Source organism: Roseobacter sp. HKCCA0882, from assembly GCF_037805225.1.
Taxonomy (GTDB): domain Bacteria; phylum Pseudomonadota; class Alphaproteobacteria; order Rhodobacterales; family Rhodobacteraceae; genus M30B80.
Genome location: NZ_JBBLYI010000002.1, coordinates 322,501 through 337,025, shown reverse-complemented (window position 1 = coordinate 337,025; position 14,525 = coordinate 322,501). Strand labels below are relative to the sequence as shown.

16 protein-coding genes and 1 tRNA gene (1 of these 17 running past the window's edge) are annotated in these 14,525 nt (G+C 56.1%); 10 read left to right on the top strand and 7 right to left on the bottom strand.

Annotated features, from left to right (window positions below; genetic code table 11):
• Positions 1 to 6: 6 nt before the first annotated feature.
• Genes AAC622_RS09900 through AAC622_RS09890 form a run of 3 tightly spaced genes read left to right on the top strand, consistent with a single transcriptional unit; the run spans position 7 to position 2,768 of the window.
• Positions 7 to 771 (top strand): DUF1365 domain-containing protein, encoded by a 765-nt coding sequence (locus tag AAC622_RS09900; RefSeq protein ID WP_340262099.1) that lies wholly within the window; start codon positions 7 to 9, stop codon positions 769 to 771.
• Positions 771 to 2,009 (top strand): MFS transporter, encoded by a 1,239-nt coding sequence (locus AAC622_RS09895; RefSeq protein ID WP_340262096.1) that lies wholly within the window; start codon positions 771 to 773, stop codon positions 2,007 to 2,009. The genes AAC622_RS09900 and AAC622_RS09895 overlap by 1 nt, the downstream gene beginning before the upstream one ends.
• A 30-nt stretch (positions 2,010 to 2,039) precedes the next feature.
• Positions 2,040 to 2,768, top strand: a complete 729-nt coding sequence (locus AAC622_RS09890) for an SDR family NAD(P)-dependent oxidoreductase (protein ID WP_340262094.1) — start codon at positions 2,040 to 2,042, stop codon at positions 2,766 to 2,768.
• Here AAC622_RS09890 and AAC622_RS09885 read toward each other — a convergent pair.
• Complete coding sequence (locus tag AAC622_RS09885; protein ID WP_340262092.1) at positions 2,765 to 3,907, bottom strand: saccharopine dehydrogenase family protein; 1,143 nt, start codon at positions 3,905 to 3,907, stop codon at positions 2,765 to 2,767. The genes AAC622_RS09890 and AAC622_RS09885 overlap by 4 nt on opposite strands.
• A gap of 13 nt (positions 3,908 to 3,920) precedes the next feature.
• Complete coding sequence (locus AAC622_RS09880; protein ID WP_340262089.1) at positions 3,921 to 4,964, bottom strand: saccharopine dehydrogenase; 1,044 nt, start codon at positions 4,962 to 4,964, stop codon at positions 3,921 to 3,923.
• Between the two features lie 267 nt (positions 4,965 to 5,231).
• Here AAC622_RS09880 and AAC622_RS09875 point away from each other — a divergent pair, with 267 nt between their 5' ends.
• Positions 5,232 to 5,645, top strand: coding sequence for a DUF4329 domain-containing protein (locus tag AAC622_RS09875; RefSeq protein WP_340262087.1), 414 nt, complete (start codon positions 5,232 to 5,234; stop codon positions 5,643 to 5,645).
• A 182-nt stretch (positions 5,646 to 5,827) separates the two neighbouring features.
• Here AAC622_RS09875 and ykgO read toward each other — a convergent pair whose 3' ends face one another.
• Together ykgO and AAC622_RS09865 are read right to left on the bottom strand one after the other, a co-directional pair.
• A complete protein-coding gene (gene ykgO / locus AAC622_RS09870) occupies positions 5,828 to 5,953 on the bottom strand; it encodes a type B 50S ribosomal protein L36 (RefSeq protein ID WP_012177066.1) in 126 nt (41 codons plus the stop codon).
• Between the two features lie 63 nt (positions 5,954 to 6,016).
• A tRNA-Val gene (locus AAC622_RS09865) sits at positions 6,017 to 6,091 on the bottom strand.
• Positions 6,092 to 6,265: 174 nt separating this feature from the next.
• Here AAC622_RS09865 and AAC622_RS09860 point away from each other — a divergent pair.
• Positions 6,266 to 7,150, top strand: a complete 885-nt coding sequence (locus tag AAC622_RS09860; RefSeq protein WP_340262085.1) for an N-formylglutamate amidohydrolase — start codon at positions 6,266 to 6,268, stop codon at positions 7,148 to 7,150.
• Here the strand turns inward: AAC622_RS09860 and AAC622_RS09855 are convergent, their stop codons facing one another.
• Positions 7,151 to 8,404, bottom strand: coding sequence for a DNA polymerase IV (locus tag AAC622_RS09855; RefSeq protein ID WP_340262083.1), 1,254 nt, complete (start codon positions 8,402 to 8,404; stop codon positions 7,151 to 7,153).
• A gap of 11 nt (positions 8,405 to 8,415) precedes the next feature.
• Positions 8,416 to 9,111, bottom strand: a complete 696-nt coding sequence (gene pyrF / locus AAC622_RS09850) for an orotidine-5'-phosphate decarboxylase (RefSeq protein WP_340262080.1) — start codon at positions 9,109 to 9,111, stop codon at positions 8,416 to 8,418.
• Here pyrF and AAC622_RS09845 point away from each other — a divergent pair.
• From AAC622_RS09845 to clpB, 3 genes are all read left to right on the top strand, one after another.
• Positions 9,099 to 9,272 (top strand): hypothetical protein, encoded by a 174-nt coding sequence (locus tag AAC622_RS09845; protein WP_340262078.1) that lies wholly within the window; start codon positions 9,099 to 9,101, stop codon positions 9,270 to 9,272. The genes pyrF and AAC622_RS09845 overlap by 13 nt on opposite strands.
• A complete protein-coding gene (locus tag AAC622_RS09840) occupies positions 9,256 to 10,029 on the top strand; it encodes a hypothetical protein (RefSeq protein ID WP_340262075.1) in 774 nt (257 codons plus the stop codon). Before AAC622_RS09845 ends, AAC622_RS09840 begins: the two co-directional genes overlap by 17 nt.
• 117 nt (positions 10,030 to 10,146) lie before the next feature.
• Positions 10,147 to 12,762, top strand: coding sequence for an ATP-dependent chaperone ClpB (gene clpB, locus AAC622_RS09835; RefSeq protein ID WP_340262072.1), 2,616 nt, complete (start codon positions 10,147 to 10,149; stop codon positions 12,760 to 12,762).
• A 58-nt stretch (positions 12,763 to 12,820) separates the two neighbouring features.
• Here the strand turns inward: clpB and AAC622_RS09830 are convergent, their stop codons facing one another.
• Positions 12,821 to 13,303 carry a fasciclin domain-containing protein gene (locus tag AAC622_RS09830; RefSeq protein ID WP_340262069.1) on the bottom strand — a complete coding sequence of 161 codons (483 nt, stop codon included), beginning with the start codon at positions 13,301 to 13,303 and terminating at the stop codon, positions 12,821 to 12,823.
• Between the two features lie 304 nt (positions 13,304 to 13,607).
• Here AAC622_RS09830 and msrP point away from each other — a divergent pair, with 304 nt between their 5' ends.
• Both msrP and msrQ read left to right on the top strand, forming a co-directional pair.
• Positions 13,608 to 14,513 carry a protein-methionine-sulfoxide reductase catalytic subunit MsrP gene (gene msrP, locus AAC622_RS09825; protein WP_340263030.1) on the top strand — a complete coding sequence of 302 codons (906 nt, stop codon included), beginning with the start codon at positions 13,608 to 13,610 and terminating at the stop codon, positions 14,511 to 14,513.
• 1 nt (position 14,514) lies between these two features.
• Positions 14,515 to 14,525, top strand: partial view of a protein-methionine-sulfoxide reductase heme-binding subunit MsrQ gene (gene msrQ / locus AAC622_RS09820; protein ID WP_340262067.1) — the 5' end (the start) only. The gene runs 601 nt beyond the window's last position; only the first 11 of its 612 coding nucleotides appear in the window; its start codon is at positions 14,515 to 14,517; its stop codon lies off the right edge, out of view.

Genomic DNA, 14,525 nt, shown 5'->3' with positions numbered 1-14,525 from the left:
AAAGCAGTGTCATCATCGGTGGATTATATCGCAGGCGAAACGTTTCATGGCCGCAGGGGCGCTGTGGAAAATGCGTTTCGATATTCCATTGATTACGTGATGCTTGATGCAGAGGCGGATGATCTGATCGCCCCCGCATTGTTTGGCCGGAACAAGGGAAATCTTGCGGCCCTACGGGATCTTGACCATGGCGGTGCGCCCAAAAACGGAGCGGGGGCCAGTTGGGCGCGCGCTGTTTTGGACGCGCATGGATTGGCCGAGCAGACCCAAGGCAAGCTGATGCTTTTGGCGCAACCGCGTCTCTTGGGGCATGTGTTCAACCCTGTCAGTTTTTGGCTGGCCTATGATACCCAAGCGCGCTTGCGTGTTGTTATTGCCGAAGTATCTAATACTTTCGGTGATCGGCATTCCTATCTTTGCCATCGCGAAGATCTCGAGGAAATCACCCGTCACGATATTCTGCGCGCGAAAAAGATCTTCCACGTCTCGCCCTTCCAAGAAAGTGAGGGCGGTTATGAATTCCGCTTTGATATTCGTGCGGATCGGGTGGGGATTTTCATTGATTATGCCACGGGGAATGAGGGGCTTTATGCCACGCTGACCGGCGCGCGACGTCCGTTGCGCAATGGCGATATCTTGCGCGCCTTATGGCGGCGGCCTTTTGGGTCGCGCAGGGTTTTGGGCCTGATCCATTGGCAGGCGCTGAAATTATGGATCAAGGGCGCGCCCTATCGTCCGCGCCCTGAGCCGCCCGAACGCGAGGTGTCTTGATGGTTAAGCGCAGCGCGCCCTTGGCGGGCTACGCAGTTTTTGCCGCCATGCTGTCGAGCGCGGGCCTGCCCATTTATATCCATGCCCCTAAATTCTATGTCGATGAATATGGCTTGGGCCTTGCGGCGCTGGGGGGCATCCTTTTCGGCTTGCGGTTATTTGATCTGGTGCAAGACCCTGCTTTGGGATGGTTGGCACGCACCACCCGCGCCTATCGGGGGGGCATGGTGGCCGGCGCTGTGACGATCCTTGCCGCCTCCATGTATGGTCTCTTTGCAATTGCGCCCCCTATTGCCCCGATGTGGTGGTTTGCGCTGACCTTAATCGGATTATTCTCGTCTTTCTCCTTCCTCACCATCTGCTTTTACGCCGAGGGTGTGCAAACGGCCGAGCGGCTTGGAACGGATGGTCATTGGCGCCTTGCCACATGGCGCGAAACGGGGGGGTTGTTGGGGGTATGCTTGGCGTCAGTTGCCCCGATTGCATTGGCAAGCTTCTTGCCCAATCCGTTTACGGGTTTTGCGATTGGCTTTGTGGGTCTTTGCGCCCTTGCCTATGTGTTGATGCGCCCTGACTGGGGGCAGGGGGCGGCGACACCGCCAACCCCCTTTGGCACAATCTTGCGCGATCAGACGGCGCGGCGTTTGTTGGGCATTGCTTTGATCAATGCCGCCCCAGTCGCGGTGACCTCCAACCTTTTCCTGTTCTACGTTGAAGGGGTGTTGCAGGCCCTTGGATGGGAGGGGCCGCTTTTGTTGTTGTTCTTCCTTGCTGCCGCGCTTTCCGCCCCATTTTGGACACGGGCCGCCACGCGCTTTGGGGCCAAGCCTATATTGTTGTTTGGCATGGCTTTGTCGATTTTAGCCTTCGCCTTCACCCTCGCTTTGGGGGCGGGGGATGTGGTCGCTTTTGCTTTGATCTGTTTGGCTTCGGGCATGGCGCTTGGGGCAGATTTGACGATCCTGCCTGCCATTTTCTCACGTCATTTGTCCAAAATCGCACCTGAGGCGGGCGCAGCCTTCGGATTGTGGTCTTTCGCGACCAAATTCACCTTGGCCTTCGCCGCCGTTACCCTATTGCCCCTGTTGGAGGCCGCAGGGTTTGAGGCGGCTGCGACCAATCCCGAAGCGGCATTGTCGCGCTTGGTGCTGCTCTATGCGGCGGTTCCTTGCGCGCTCAAGCTGCTTTCGATCACGATGCTGAGCATCACACCTTTGCCACAAGAACGCGCGCGCTAGGTTTACCTTCGCGAGAGAGATGGGGTTTTTATGCGAGATTTTGCAGGAAAGACATATTGGCTTGTCGGCGCATCCGAAGGATTGGGTGCAGCCTTGGCTGAAAAATTATCTGGCGCGGGCGCGGAGGTGATCTTATCCGCCCGATCTGAGGCGCGGCTTAACGAGGTTGCGACACGCCTAAACGGCCCATCTCGGGTTGTGCCCATGGATGTCAGTGATGCGAAAAGCGTGGCCAAAGCCGCTAGGGATGTCGGCGATATAGATGGGATAGTCTATCTTGCAGGCCTTTATTGGCCGATGCATGCCAGCGCTTGGGATAGTGACCAAGTCTTGGCGATGATGGATATCAATGTCATGGGTGCGGCGCGCGTCTTGGGCCATGTCGTGCCGCAATTCGTGGCAAAGGATGCAGGTCATATCGTCATCACGGGCAGTCTGTCGGGCTTTCGTGGCCTTCCTTCGGCCACGGGCTATGGCGCATCGAAGGCAGCGGTGATGCATATGGCGGAATCCCTGCGTGTGGATATGCGGCGCAGCAATGTTGCGGTGCAACTGGTTAACCCTGGTTTCATCCGCACAAGGCTGACCGATAAGAACAATTTTGCCATGCCGTTCATCATGGACGCCGCCCCTGCGGCAGATATTTTCTTGCGCCATATGCGGCGAAAGAAATTCAGTTGCAGTTTTCCATGGGGATTTGGGGCGTTTTTCAGGGTCAGTCAGTTCTTTCCCGATTGGCTTTATTACCGCATTTTCTAGGCGAGATGGTCGACCACAGACAGGCTTTGAGCAAGGGTTCCCACAACGTCCATCCAGTCGCGGACAAGCCCGATATCATGCGGTGCAGCGGACACGCCCGCAGGCACGGCCCCTGTGATTGCCGCTTTGACAGCCAGTGCGACAGGGGTTGAGACAAGCCGCGCCATTGCTGTGCCGCGCGCATCGCCCCCTGCATCCATCACATAGGTTTTGTGCCACCGCGCAGTTCCCGCGACCTCAGCCTTGAGAGAGACGCATAAAACAACGCGGTCTGGCTCATCTGCCTCATAGGAATTTTCGCGCCAGAATTGGTCAGACATCTCGCGCAGTCGCGCATCGCCCGCCGCCCCCTCGAGGGTTTCGATTTCGCGGAACACGGGTGCCCATGCCTCAGACCACCCATCAAGCCGCAAAGTGCCGCGCACAAAGCGCTGCACATTCCAATCGGCTTCAAACCCGTATTCGGCCATGAAAGGCAGGCTATCGCGGTTTGGATAGACCTCAAATTCCTCTGGCGTTTCAAGGGGTGCGGTGTAGTGCGAAATCGCATCCCAAGGCCGCGAGACGTTCAATTCTTTGCCATCGGCAATGGAACGCGAAGGCGACCGCAGTGCCTTGAGAACGCCAAGCGGCGACCAGCTGAATTTGTAGCGAAACGGGTTCGGGATTTTGGGAATCCCGCCGCAGTAAGAGATGAAATCATGCGCATTTTGCGGGTCAAAAGCAGCACTGTTGCGATAGTCATGCATAAGGGCATGGGCCATCAAATGGTCGATGCCCGGGTCAAGGCCTACTTCATTGATCACGCAAACCCCAGCTTTGCGTGCCGCCTCATCCAATGCGCGCATCTCAGGTGCGATATAGGAGGAGGAGACAAAATGTGCCCCTGCCGCAATCGCCATTGTGGCCAGCGGCACATGCATATCGGCAGGCAGCATTGAGATTACCACATCGCCCTTTTTCGTGGCTTCGGTGAGGGCTGCCATATCAAACGCGCGGATGTCTTTTGCGATATCCCCTACAGCGGCCTTAGCTTTGTCGACACTGCGGTTCCACACGACCACATCGCCCTCGGTTTCAATCAGATGGCGCAGGCCTGGAATGGAGGACAGACCTGTTCCACACCAATGAATTGTCATGATCTAAACTCCCTTAAACTTGTGCGATATGGTGGTCAAAGCGGGCCTTGGCGCGGCCCCACACGCCTTGGGTCAAATCCCCTAACCCATGCAAAGATGGCAAAAGCTGCGCGGCGTAATCTTCCGAACTTTCTAGCGGCAAGAGAGAGGGTAGATTGTCAATCGCCATGACATCCAATGGTGGCGCATCATGCACCCGCAACGCAGGTTCTCCCCATGTGGTGACATGATCATAGACCTTGATTGGCGAGAAATCGGAACTTGGATCGCAAGCAATATCCCCAATGACGCGCAATGCGCGCGGGGCCTCTTTGGCGCTTTGCGGCACAAATACGGGCACAGAAGGATCCGCGAGAATGCAATTGAGAAACATTTCATGATCCAGAATTTCTGGGAATGGCCCGCCTGAGGCCGTTTCTGCCATGTCCCAAGCAGTCACTGGAATACCAAGTGCCGTGCAAAGATCGCGCGCGCCTGTCCCGACCCGCCCCAAGGCACCGATAATGATGGCGCGGGGCAGATCAATTGCTGTCATCTCACGCTGCAATTCGGCAATCAAAGTGTCTTTGTTGGGATAGCCTTGGATCGGCCCCATGACGTTGGGTTGTGCAATAAGCGCCTTCAGCGACAATGCCGCGCCCGCGAACCCCGCCCAATATCCAAAGGCGGCTACACGGCGGCCATTTTCATCGACCAGATATTCCAAATCGTAAAGCGTGCCGCCGCCCGCCTTGAATCGTTTCAACAACCTTTTTCCTGCAGGTTGGCCCTTATAGGCATGTCCGAACATGATGTGACGATGGTGCAGGGGTTGATCGGTTTCTGGCAATTCTTTGAGGCCGAAGATGATCGCATATTGGGGGGCATCAGCCCATGAGGCAAAGGGTGCGGTTGCACAGCCTGCCTTGATATATCCCTCCAAAGGGATCACGCGCGCAGGGCTTTCTTCAACCGTAATTTTCATGCCTTTGGCGATCAGTGCGGCAGCGCCTTCTGGGGTTAGTCCCACCCGCTCCTCGCTTTCGCGTTCTTCGGCGCGCAGCCAGATATGTGTCATGCCCTCTTCCTTCCAAATGCGGGTCTGTCTTTTGGCGAGCCAGCTTTTTGCGGCAACCGCGCTTTTGGCACAAAAGCGCATATGCGCGGGCGAGTTGCAAGACGGCGCAGCATCGTATCTGCGGCGATCTTATTGTGTTTTTTATGCCTCTTTTTAGGGAATTGTGAGGCCGTTTGGTGTGCCGTGTCGCAGAAAACTTGCCCCATTTTGGTGCGGGCCGCAAATTTGCGACAAGAGGGGTTTCTTCGGGTTTTATGAAAAATGAAGATGCGGCACATATTGATGCCTGGGGCTTTTGGCCTTTGTCCGATCATGGCCACGGCCCAACCTGCGGGCGAGATGGAGGCGGCGCGCGAGATATTGTTAGAACTGCAAAGCCGATCTTTCGCGGAGAATCGTGAATATTGCGGCTATATTGGCCTGATGCCCGATGGCACCTATATGGCGACCGAGGTGACACGGGGGACATCGGATTCCTGTCTGTCGCGTGGGGATGAAAGCCGCTTTGTCGAGGTTACGGCATCCTTCCACACCCATGCAGGCTATGACCCTGATGCCGATAGTGAGGTGCCGTCCGTTGAGGATCTCGTGGGCGACATAGACGAAGGCGCCAATGGATATGTCGCCACACCGGGGGGCGGCTTTGGTTCAATGACGGAGGGGATGGGGTCGCCTATATGATCTGTGGGCCGAATTGCATGGGCCGAGATCCGCGCTATCGTGAGGATGTCTCGGATCCAATCCAAGACAGCTATAGTTTGGACGAATTAGAAGATCGCCAATCTGGTTGGTAGGCTCAAAGAAAAAAGCCGCCCCAAAAGAGGGCGGCGTTTTTCATTAGATCATAAGCTCTTGCGCTTGGCTTAGCCCTGACGGGCTTTGAAGCGGCGCTGCGTCTTGTTGATCACATAGACGCGGCCCTTGCGGCGCACGACGCGGCAATCGCGGTGACGCTGCTTGAGCGAACGGAGCGAATTCTTGACCTTCATGGGTCTTCTCCTTCTCGCGGCGCGGCGGTGCGCCTTTGTTCGTTTGGCACGGGATTGTGCCGATGGTGGGCGGTACTGGGATCGAACCAGTGACCCCTACGATGTCAACGTAGTGCTCTACCGCTGAGCTAACCGCCCGATGTCGTTACGGATCGCACCGCTTTTTCCACGCGGCCTTAAGGTACAGCCAAATGAAACAGAAAAACGGACGTCACGAGCCAAGCCCGTTCCGCAGTAGCGCGGTCTTTAAAAGGAATCGCGGGGCGGTTCAAGGGCTTTTGGTATTTTCCAGAACTGGGCTATATCCAACACATGAGAAACGCACAAAATAGCAGTCCCGCCTATGATTTGACGTTGCCAGACGTGCATCTGGCCCCTGTTGTTGTGGCTTCGCCGCATTCTGGTGATGTCTATCCCGCAGTGTTTCTGGGCGCAATTGATATTGACCCCCACCAAATCCGCAGTTCCGAAGATGCGTTTGTGCATCTTTTGGCGGAACGCACTGCTGAATTTGGAGTTCCGTTTTTAAAGGCTCGATTCCCGCGTGCCTATGTTGATCTCAATCGCAATGCGGATGAATTGGATCCCGCTGTCATCTTTGGGGTGGCGCGGGGGGCGGCATCGCCACGCATTGCGGCAGGGCTTGGGGTGATTCCGCGCGTGGTGGCCAATGGGCGCAGCATTTATCGCGGCAAGATCACCCGCGCTGAGGCCGAGGCGCGTCTGGCCCGTGTTTGGCATCCCTATCACGCCTGTCTGAGCGATTTGATGGCTGCTGCGCGCGCGCAATTTGGCCGCGCCATTTTGCTGGATATGCATTCTATGCCCCATGACGCCTTGGGCGCCGCCTTGGTGGGCAGCAAAAGTAAGCGCCCCGATCTCATTCTAGGGGATCGGTTTGGTGGTGCCGCAGATCGTGAGATTGTTGATCTTGTCCATACCGCCTTTGAAGAGCAAGGGTTCACTGTGGCGCGCAACACGCCCTTTGCAGGGGCGTATATTGCCCAAGCCTATGGCAAGCCGAACCGTGGGCTTCATGCTGTGCAAATCGAAATTGACCGCGCTCTTTATATGGATGAGGCGGCGATTGCCCAAAATGATGGGTTCGAAGATACCCGTATGCGGGTTACAGCGGCTTTGGCTCAGGTCATTGAGGCCTTTAAGGAAACTGACGCGCAGCCTCTTGCCGCTGAGTGATCACCGCAGCGCGCGGCCCTTTACGATTGCTTGATCGCCAAATTTTTTACGAATTTCATCCGAGGCGCGTTCAGCTTGGAGGCGTTTGGCCTCTTGTGGGTCAAGCAGATTGCCTGCGCGATCCCCCTGAGCTTCGGGGATCAAATCCCCCAGCCCCAAACCGATCAGTCGAAAGGGCGCAAATTTCAGATTAGCCGCAAGCAATTGCGCGGCTTGCGCATAAATGCGGTCTGCCATTTGCGTGCCATCGGGCAGAGCGGTCTGGCGGGTCAGGGTTTTGAAATCGTGGGTTTTCAATTTCAATACCACAACACGCCCTGCAAGCCCCTGCGCCTTTGCGCGTGCCGATAGCTTTTCTGCCAAACGCCAGATATGTCCATCGAGTAAATCAGGATCACGGAGATCATTGGGAAAGGTGGTTTCGTTTGAGATTGATTTCACCTCGCGCGTGGCCGAGATTTTGCGGTTGTCCCGTCCGAAAGACAAATCATGCAGTCGGGCGCCCAATGCGCCGAAACGCGCGACCAATTCATCTTTGGGCCAACGGCGCAGATCACCGATTTTGTGAATGCCCGCCGCTTGCAAATTTGCCTGTGCGGCTGCGCCAATTCCCCACAGCATCGACACGGGCTTTTGGGTCAAGAAATCTTGTGTTTCCGTTTGGCCAATCACTGCAAAGCCCTGTGGCTTGTCGAGGTCAGAGGCGATTTTGGCCAGAAATTTATTATGGCTTAGGCCAATCGACCCCGTCAGCCCCAATTCGGTTTTCATTCGTTTGACCAAGCGCGCTAACATTACAGCGGGCGGGTGACCATGCAATTTGCCTGTGCCCGAGAGATCTAAAAAGGCCTCGTCAAGCGATAACGGCTCAATCGCGGGGGTCAGTTCGTTCATCAATGCGCGAATTTCGCGCGAGACTGCCGCGTAATGCGACATCCGCCCCCGCAGCACCACCGCGTCAGGGCAAAGTTTAAGAGCCTGAAACATCGGCATGGCAGAGCGCACGCCACGGATGCGGGCAATATAACAGGCAGTTGAGACGACACCACGCCGCCCGCCACCGATGATTAGGGGTTTATCCGCAAGATCGGGATTGTCCCGTTTTTCCACCGAAGCGTAAAATGCGTCACAATCCATATGCGCAATGGATAGATCGAACAGTTTAGGATGAGAGATCACATTTGGCCGCCCGCAGTCGGGGCAGCGGTTGCCTGCCTCAAACTCGCTCAGACAATCGCGGCAGAGGGCGGGCATGGGCGGCGCCCTTAGCCAATCTCTGCCAACACGGCGCGGGCGGCTGCAGCGGGGTCGGCGGCTTGCCAGATTGGGCGACCCACCACGATGTGATCGGCCCCGTCAGAGATGGCTTGGGCTGGTGTGGCAACGCGCTTTTGGTCGCCAAGCGCGCTGCCTGCGGGGCGCACGCCTGGGGTGACGATGAGGCGTCCTGCGGCCTCGGGCAGGGCGCGGATCATTGCGGCCTCCTGTGGTGAGGCGATAACCCCATCTGCGCCCGTTTCAAAGGCACGCGCAGCGCGGGTTGTGACCAGATCGGGAATGTCGCCTGCGGTGATCAGGCTTGCGTCTAAATCCGCACGATCCAGTGAGGTGAGGATGGTCACAGCCAGTATCTTGGTCTTGTGTCCAGAAGCGCCTTCTTTTGCCGCGCGCACCACATGGGGATCACCATGCACAGTCAGAAAATCGAGGTCGAATTGGGCAAGCCCGCGCACCGCCGCTTCGACTGTTGCGCCGATATCGAATAGCTTCATGTCGAGGAAGATGCGCTTGCCGTGTTCGTCTTTCAGCTCTTGTGCCAAGGCAAGCCCGCCGCCCGTCAGCATCCCCAAGCCGATTTTGTAAAAGCTGACTGCATTGCCAAGTTTGGCGGCCAATTCTAAACCCGCCACCGCATGTGGCACATCAAGGGCAACAATCAAGCGGTCAGATGCAGCGGTCATTGGACGTCCTTATTCATGGGTTGGGCTTCCGTCCCGTGGTAGCGATGCTTGGCCCGTGGGTCAATTGCCCGAACAAGGCAGCATTGACGGGCCCTTCTGCAACCTTCATTCTCAAGATAGCTAAACTGGACGGAACGTCAGATCATGAAATTGTCGATTGAAGTGTCGCGTGACGATGCAAAGCCCGAACAGGGCCCTGCGCGTGTGGGGTGGTTTTTGACCGAAGAAAAAGGCGCAGTGCTTTTTGATGCGCCCGAACGCGTGGCCTCTCGCGGGGCCAACCGTGCGCATGCGAAATCAGCAGCGCGCTGCCCTGCTGTGGTTCAGATGGAAAGCCGCTACTTTATGGTGCGCTGCCCCTATGATCTGCATTTAGGATTTGGGCGTGACAAAGATGGGAAGGCCGTCTTGATCAATCGCGCAGGCACGAGCAGCACAATCCGTGGCAATAAGATTGCCCAAGTGGTGACCTTGGTTTCCGAGGCTGAATGGCGCTATGCTGATCGCCCGACCATTCAGCTTGCGCTGCCCTATTGCTTCATTGCGGATGAGCCCATCTATCTGACCCAACTGGCCGCTTTTGCCCACTACCGCACAGACCCCCTTCCGGGCACGATTTTTGGGGGGCGGTTTCCGCTGCATATTTGGCCGCGTCCGCTGATGTGGGCGTTCGAATGGCACCAAACGGAGAAAGATTTGGTGCTGAGGCGGGGTGAGCCTTTATTTTATGTCCAGTTTGAAACCCATGACCCCGCCCGTGCAGTTCAATTGGTTGAGGCGGCCCGCACAGCGGAATTGATTGGGTATATGAATGAGCTGGCCGCAGTGACGAATTACGTCAACCAAACATTCTCGCTCTTTGAGGTGGCGGAGCGATTGAGGCCCATAAAACTTTTGTCAGAACGCATTCGCGATTGAGCCTTAACCCTTGAACAAGGCGCGCTGACCTCCCAAGTTTAAAGAGAAGGCCCGAAAGATGCATCATGCCGCAAAGCGGGTGGTGCGAGACGGGTGCTTAGATGAAGGAGACAGATGATGAACTTTGAAAAGTTCACAGACCGTGCGCGCGGGTTCATTCAAGCCGCTCAAACAGTAGCGCAGCGCGAAGATCACCAAAAATTGGCACCAGAGCATATGCTGAAAGCCCTGCTTGACGATGAGCAAGGTATGGCAGGCAATCTGATCACCAAGGCAGGAGGCGATGCGCGCGAAGTGCGCGCCGCTAATGATGCCGCCATGGCCAAATTACCCAAAGTCACAGGGGATGCGGGGCAGGTCTATATAGACAGCCAAACCGTAAAGGTTTTGGACGAAGCCGAAAAGCTTGCCACCAAAGCGGGCGATAGCTTCGTGCCCGTTGAGCAGATTTTGACCGCGTTGGCCCTTGTGAAATCGCCAGCGAAATCTGCGCTTGAGGCGGGCGGGGTCAATGCTCAATCCCTGAACGCTGCGATCAATGACATCCGTCAGGGTCGCACGGCTGATACGGCCTCGGCTGAAGATGGCTATGAGGCTCTCAAGAAATATGCGCGAGATCTGACGCAAGCTGCGCGGGACGGGAAGATTGACCCGATCATTGGGCGCGATGAGGAAATCCGCCGCGCGATGCAGGTTCTCAGCCGCCGCACCAAGAATAACCCCGTCCTGATTGGGGAGCCGGGTGTCGGGAAAACCGCGATTGCCGAAGGCCTTGCCTTGCGCATCATCAATGGTGACGTTCCCGAAAGCCTGCGCGACAAGCGTTTGATGGCTTTGGATATGGGCGCGCTGATTGCAGGTGCGAAATATCGCGGTGAATTCGAGGAACGGCTGAAAGCGATTTTGAAAGAAATCGAGGCTGCATCTGGTGAAATCATCCTCTTTATTGACGAGATGCATGTTCTGGTGGGGGCGGGCAAATCTGATGGTGCCATGGATGCGGCCAATCTGATCAAGCCTGCGCTTGCCCGTGGCGAGCTTCATTGCGTGGGTGCAACCACGCTCGATGAATATCGCAAATATGTTGAGAAAGATGCCGCTCTTGCGCGGCGGTTCCAACCTTTGATGGTCGAAGAACCTGGGGTGGAGGATACAATCTCTATCCTGCGCGGGATAAAAGAGAAGTATGAGCTTCACCACGGGGTGCGGATCTCGGATGCGGCGCTTGTGTCCGCGGCCACCTTGTCGAACCGCTATATCACGGATCGATTCTTGCCTGATAAGGCGATTGACCTTGTTGATGAGGCAGCAAGCCGTCTGCGGATGGAGGTCGACAGTAAGCCCGAAGAATTAGACGCGCTTGATCGTCAAATCCTGCAAATGCAGATCGAAGCTGAGGCGCTCAAGAAAGAAGAAGACAGCGCCAGCAGTGAACGGTTGGAAAAGCTTGAGAAAGAATTGGCCAATTTGCAGGAGCAATCTGCGCAAATGACGGCACAGTGGCAGGGCGAGCGCGACAAGCTTGATGCAGCGCGCAAGCTGAAAGAGGCGCTTGATCAAGCGCGGGCTGAATTGGATCAGGCCAAACGGCGGGGCGATTTGGGTCGTGCGGGTGAATTGTCCTACGGGGTGATCCCTGATCTCGAGCGGCAATTGGCCGAGGCTGAGAATGCCGAAGAAGATGTCATGGTCGAAGAGGCTGTGCGCCCCGAGCAAATTGCCGCTGTGGTCGAGCGTTGGACGGGGATCCCCATGTCCAAAATGTTGGAAGGGGAGCGGGAAAAGCTTTTGCGGATGGAGGAGGAGCTTGGCCGCCGCGTCATCGGCCAGCGCGAGGCGGTTTCTGCCGTCAGTCGTGCGGTGCGCCGCGCGCGGGCAGGGCTTCAGGATGAAAATCGCCCGCTTGGGTCATTCCTATTCCTTGGGCCAACGGGTGTAGGGAAAACCGAATTGACCAAAGCCTTGGCTGAATATCTCTTTGACGATGATCAGGCCATGGCGCGGATTGATATGTCCGAATTCATGGAGAAACACGCGGTTGCCCGTTTGATCGGCGCGCCTCCGGGCTATGTCGGATATGACGAAGGCGGTGTTCTGACCGAAGCCGTGCGGCGCAGACCTTATCAGGTGATCCTCTTTGATGAGGTCGAAAAAGCACATCCCGAGGTGTTCAATGTCCTGTTGCAGGTCTTGGATGATGGTATCCTGACTGATGGCCAAGGGCGGCGCGTTGATTTCAAACAAACCTTGATTGTGTTGACGTCAAATTTGGGGGCGCAAGCGCTCAGTCAGTTGCCAGATGGTGGGGACATTGCAGGCGCCAAGCGCGACGTGATGGATGCGGTGCGGGCACATTTCCGCCCCGAGTTCTTAAACCGCCTAGACGATATGATTGTGTTTGATCGTTTGGGCCGCGCCGATATGGGTGGGATTGTTGAAATCCAGCTTGGGCTTCTGGCGAAACGCCTCGCTGCGCGTAAAATCACCCTTGATCTGGATGATGCGGCCAAGGATTGGTTGGCCTCCGAAGGATATGATCCTGTCTTCGGGGCGCGGCCCTTGAAGCGGGTCATCCAACGCAGCCTGCAAGACCCGTTGGCAGAGATGATCTTGGCCGGTGAGGTCAAGGATGGCGCGCGGGTTGTGGTCAGTGCAGGCGCTGATGGGCTGATCATTGGTGACAGGGTGGCGGCCACAAATCGCCCCAAACCTGATGATGCCGTGGTGCATTAAGATCGAAAAAGGCTCCGCATTTTGCGGGGCCTTCTTTATGCGCAATCCGTGCTGCGGATTACATTGGAGGCATGATCACCTTGTCGATGACATGGATCACGCCGTTTGACGCTTCGATATCGGTGGTGACGACATTGGCGTCATTGACCATCACACCATTATCGAGGTCGATGGTGATATCTGCGCCCTGAACGGTTGCGGCAGTCATGTCATCAGAAAGATTCCCAGACATCACCGCGCCTGCGATGACGTGATAGGTCAGGATCGCGACAAGCTGATCACGGTTTTCTGGCAAGAGCAGGGTTTTAACTGTGCCTTCGGGCAGGGCGGCAAACGCCTCGTCTGTTTGTGCGAACACGGTGAGAGGGCCTTCGCCTTTCAGCGTCTCAACCAGACCCGCGGCTTCGGCAGCAGCCAGAAGCGTGGTAAAGCTGCCCGCGGCTGCGGCCGTGTCAACGATATCCTTCGAGTGACCCATTGCAAAAGCCGAAGTGGAAAAAGCTGCGGTTGTGGCAAGTGCAAGTGCAGTGCGTTTGAACATTGTTAGCCTCGTAATCAATATGGGGTTAAAGTTCAGGTTGCCGTCTCGCTGCAAAATGAATGCAAAAATAGAGATAAAAATATTGCAGATGTGAATGCGCGTGACTTGACGCGCCGCGTATCGCGCCTAAGCGCGGCGCATTTTGATCTTCCAATAAATTTGATGTGATTGCGTGTGAGCCTATGTGAATGAAACTGCGATCACGCGTTGCAAACAGTTTCGTGAGATCGTGCAACAAGGCTTGGGAAATGGCGCATCTGCGTCCATGTTCTTCGCAAACCGTGACGACAGAAAGGGTAAGCTGATGGCAAGACGTTGGACAAATGATCTGAGCATTGCAGATGCCACGCCTTATGCGGCCTATATCAACCGCCGCCAAATCATGGCGGGTGCGGCAGGTTTGATTGGTGCAACCGCCCTTGGTCTTGGTCGGGCAAACGCCCAGGAGCTTGTCCCAAATTCTTGGGAAGAGATTACCTCTTATAACAACTACTACGAATTCGGCACGGGCAAAGAGGATCCTGCCAATAATGCAGGCAGCCTGACAACTTCGCCTTGGACGATTGAGGTGGATGGGTTGGTGGACAACCCTGGAACCTATGATCTGGCCGAGTTGATTGATGGTCTTGAGGTTGAAGAACGCATCTATCGCTTTCGCTGTGTCGAAGCGTGGTCGATGGTCATTCCATGGAATGGGATCGAACTTGCGGATATTCTGACACGGGTCGGTGTTCAGGAGGGCGCAAATTATGTGGCGTTTGAAACTGTCATGCGACCAGACGAGATGCCTGGCCTGCGCTACCCTGTTTTGGATTGGCCGTATCGAGAGGGTTTGCGTCTAGACGAGGCGATGCATCCGCTGACGATGATGGCCACGGGGATTTATGGCCGCCCTATCCCCAATCAGAACGGCGCGCCGATCCGTTTGGTGGTGCCATGGAAATATGGCTTCAAGTCGATCAAATCGATTAGTCGGATCACCTTGACCCGCGATGAGCCATTCGCCAGCTGGAATCGCGCCAATCCGCGTGAATATGGCTTCTATTCCAATGTGAACCCTGAGGTGGATCACCCGCGCTGGAGCCAAGCCACCGAACGGCGCGTGGGCGCAGGGTTGTTTGCGGGGCGGCAGCCAACACTGATGTTCAACGGATATGAGGCCGAGGTGGCATCCCTTTACGAGGGAATGGATTTGGCAGCCTATTATTAAGATGCGCTTGCT

Bases quoted from the DNA above. Each gene is read 5' to 3' on its own strand.
- AAC622_RS09830 (WP_340262069.1), bottom strand. From the start codon at position 13,303: ATGTTCAAACGCACTGCACTTGCACTTGCCACAACCGCAGCTTTTTCC.
- msrP (WP_340263030.1), top strand. From the start codon at position 13,608: ATGGCAAGACGTTGGACAAATGATCTGAGCATTGCAGATGCCACGCCT.
- AAC622_RS09860 (WP_340262085.1), top strand. From the start codon at position 6,266: ATGAGAAACGCACAAAATAGCAGTCCCGCCTATGATTTGACGTTGCCA.
- clpB (WP_340262072.1), top strand. From the start codon at position 10,147: ATGAACTTTGAAAAGTTCACAGACCGTGCGCGCGGGTTCATTCAAGCC.
- AAC622_RS09845 (WP_340262078.1), top strand. From the start codon at position 9,099: ATGCAGCGGTCATTGGACGTCCTTATTCATGGGTTGGGCTTCCGTCCC.
- ykgO (WP_012177066.1), bottom strand. From the start codon at position 5,953: ATGAAGGTCAAGAATTCGCTCCGTTCGCTCAAGCAGCGTCACCGCGAT.
- AAC622_RS09875 (WP_340262087.1), top strand. From the start codon at position 5,232: ATGCGGCACATATTGATGCCTGGGGCTTTTGGCCTTTGTCCGATCATG.
- pyrF (WP_340262080.1), bottom strand. From the start codon at position 9,111: ATGACCGCTGCATCTGACCGCTTGATTGTTGCCCTTGATGTGCCACAT.
- AAC622_RS09885 (WP_340262092.1), bottom strand. From the start codon at position 3,907: ATGACAATTCATTGGTGTGGAACAGGTCTGTCCTCCATTCCAGGCCTG.
- AAC622_RS09880 (WP_340262089.1), bottom strand. From the start codon at position 4,964: ATGACACATATCTGGCTGCGCGCCGAAGAACGCGAAAGCGAGGAGCGG.
- AAC622_RS09840 (WP_340262075.1), top strand. From the start codon at position 9,256: ATGAAATTGTCGATTGAAGTGTCGCGTGACGATGCAAAGCCCGAACAG.
- AAC622_RS09890 (WP_340262094.1), top strand. From the start codon at position 2,040: ATGCGAGATTTTGCAGGAAAGACATATTGGCTTGTCGGCGCATCCGAA.
- AAC622_RS09855 (WP_340262083.1), bottom strand. From the start codon at position 8,404: ATGCCCGCCCTCTGCCGCGATTGTCTGAGCGAGTTTGAGGCAGGCAAC.
- AAC622_RS09895 (WP_340262096.1), top strand. From the start codon at position 771: ATGGTTAAGCGCAGCGCGCCCTTGGCGGGCTACGCAGTTTTTGCCGCC.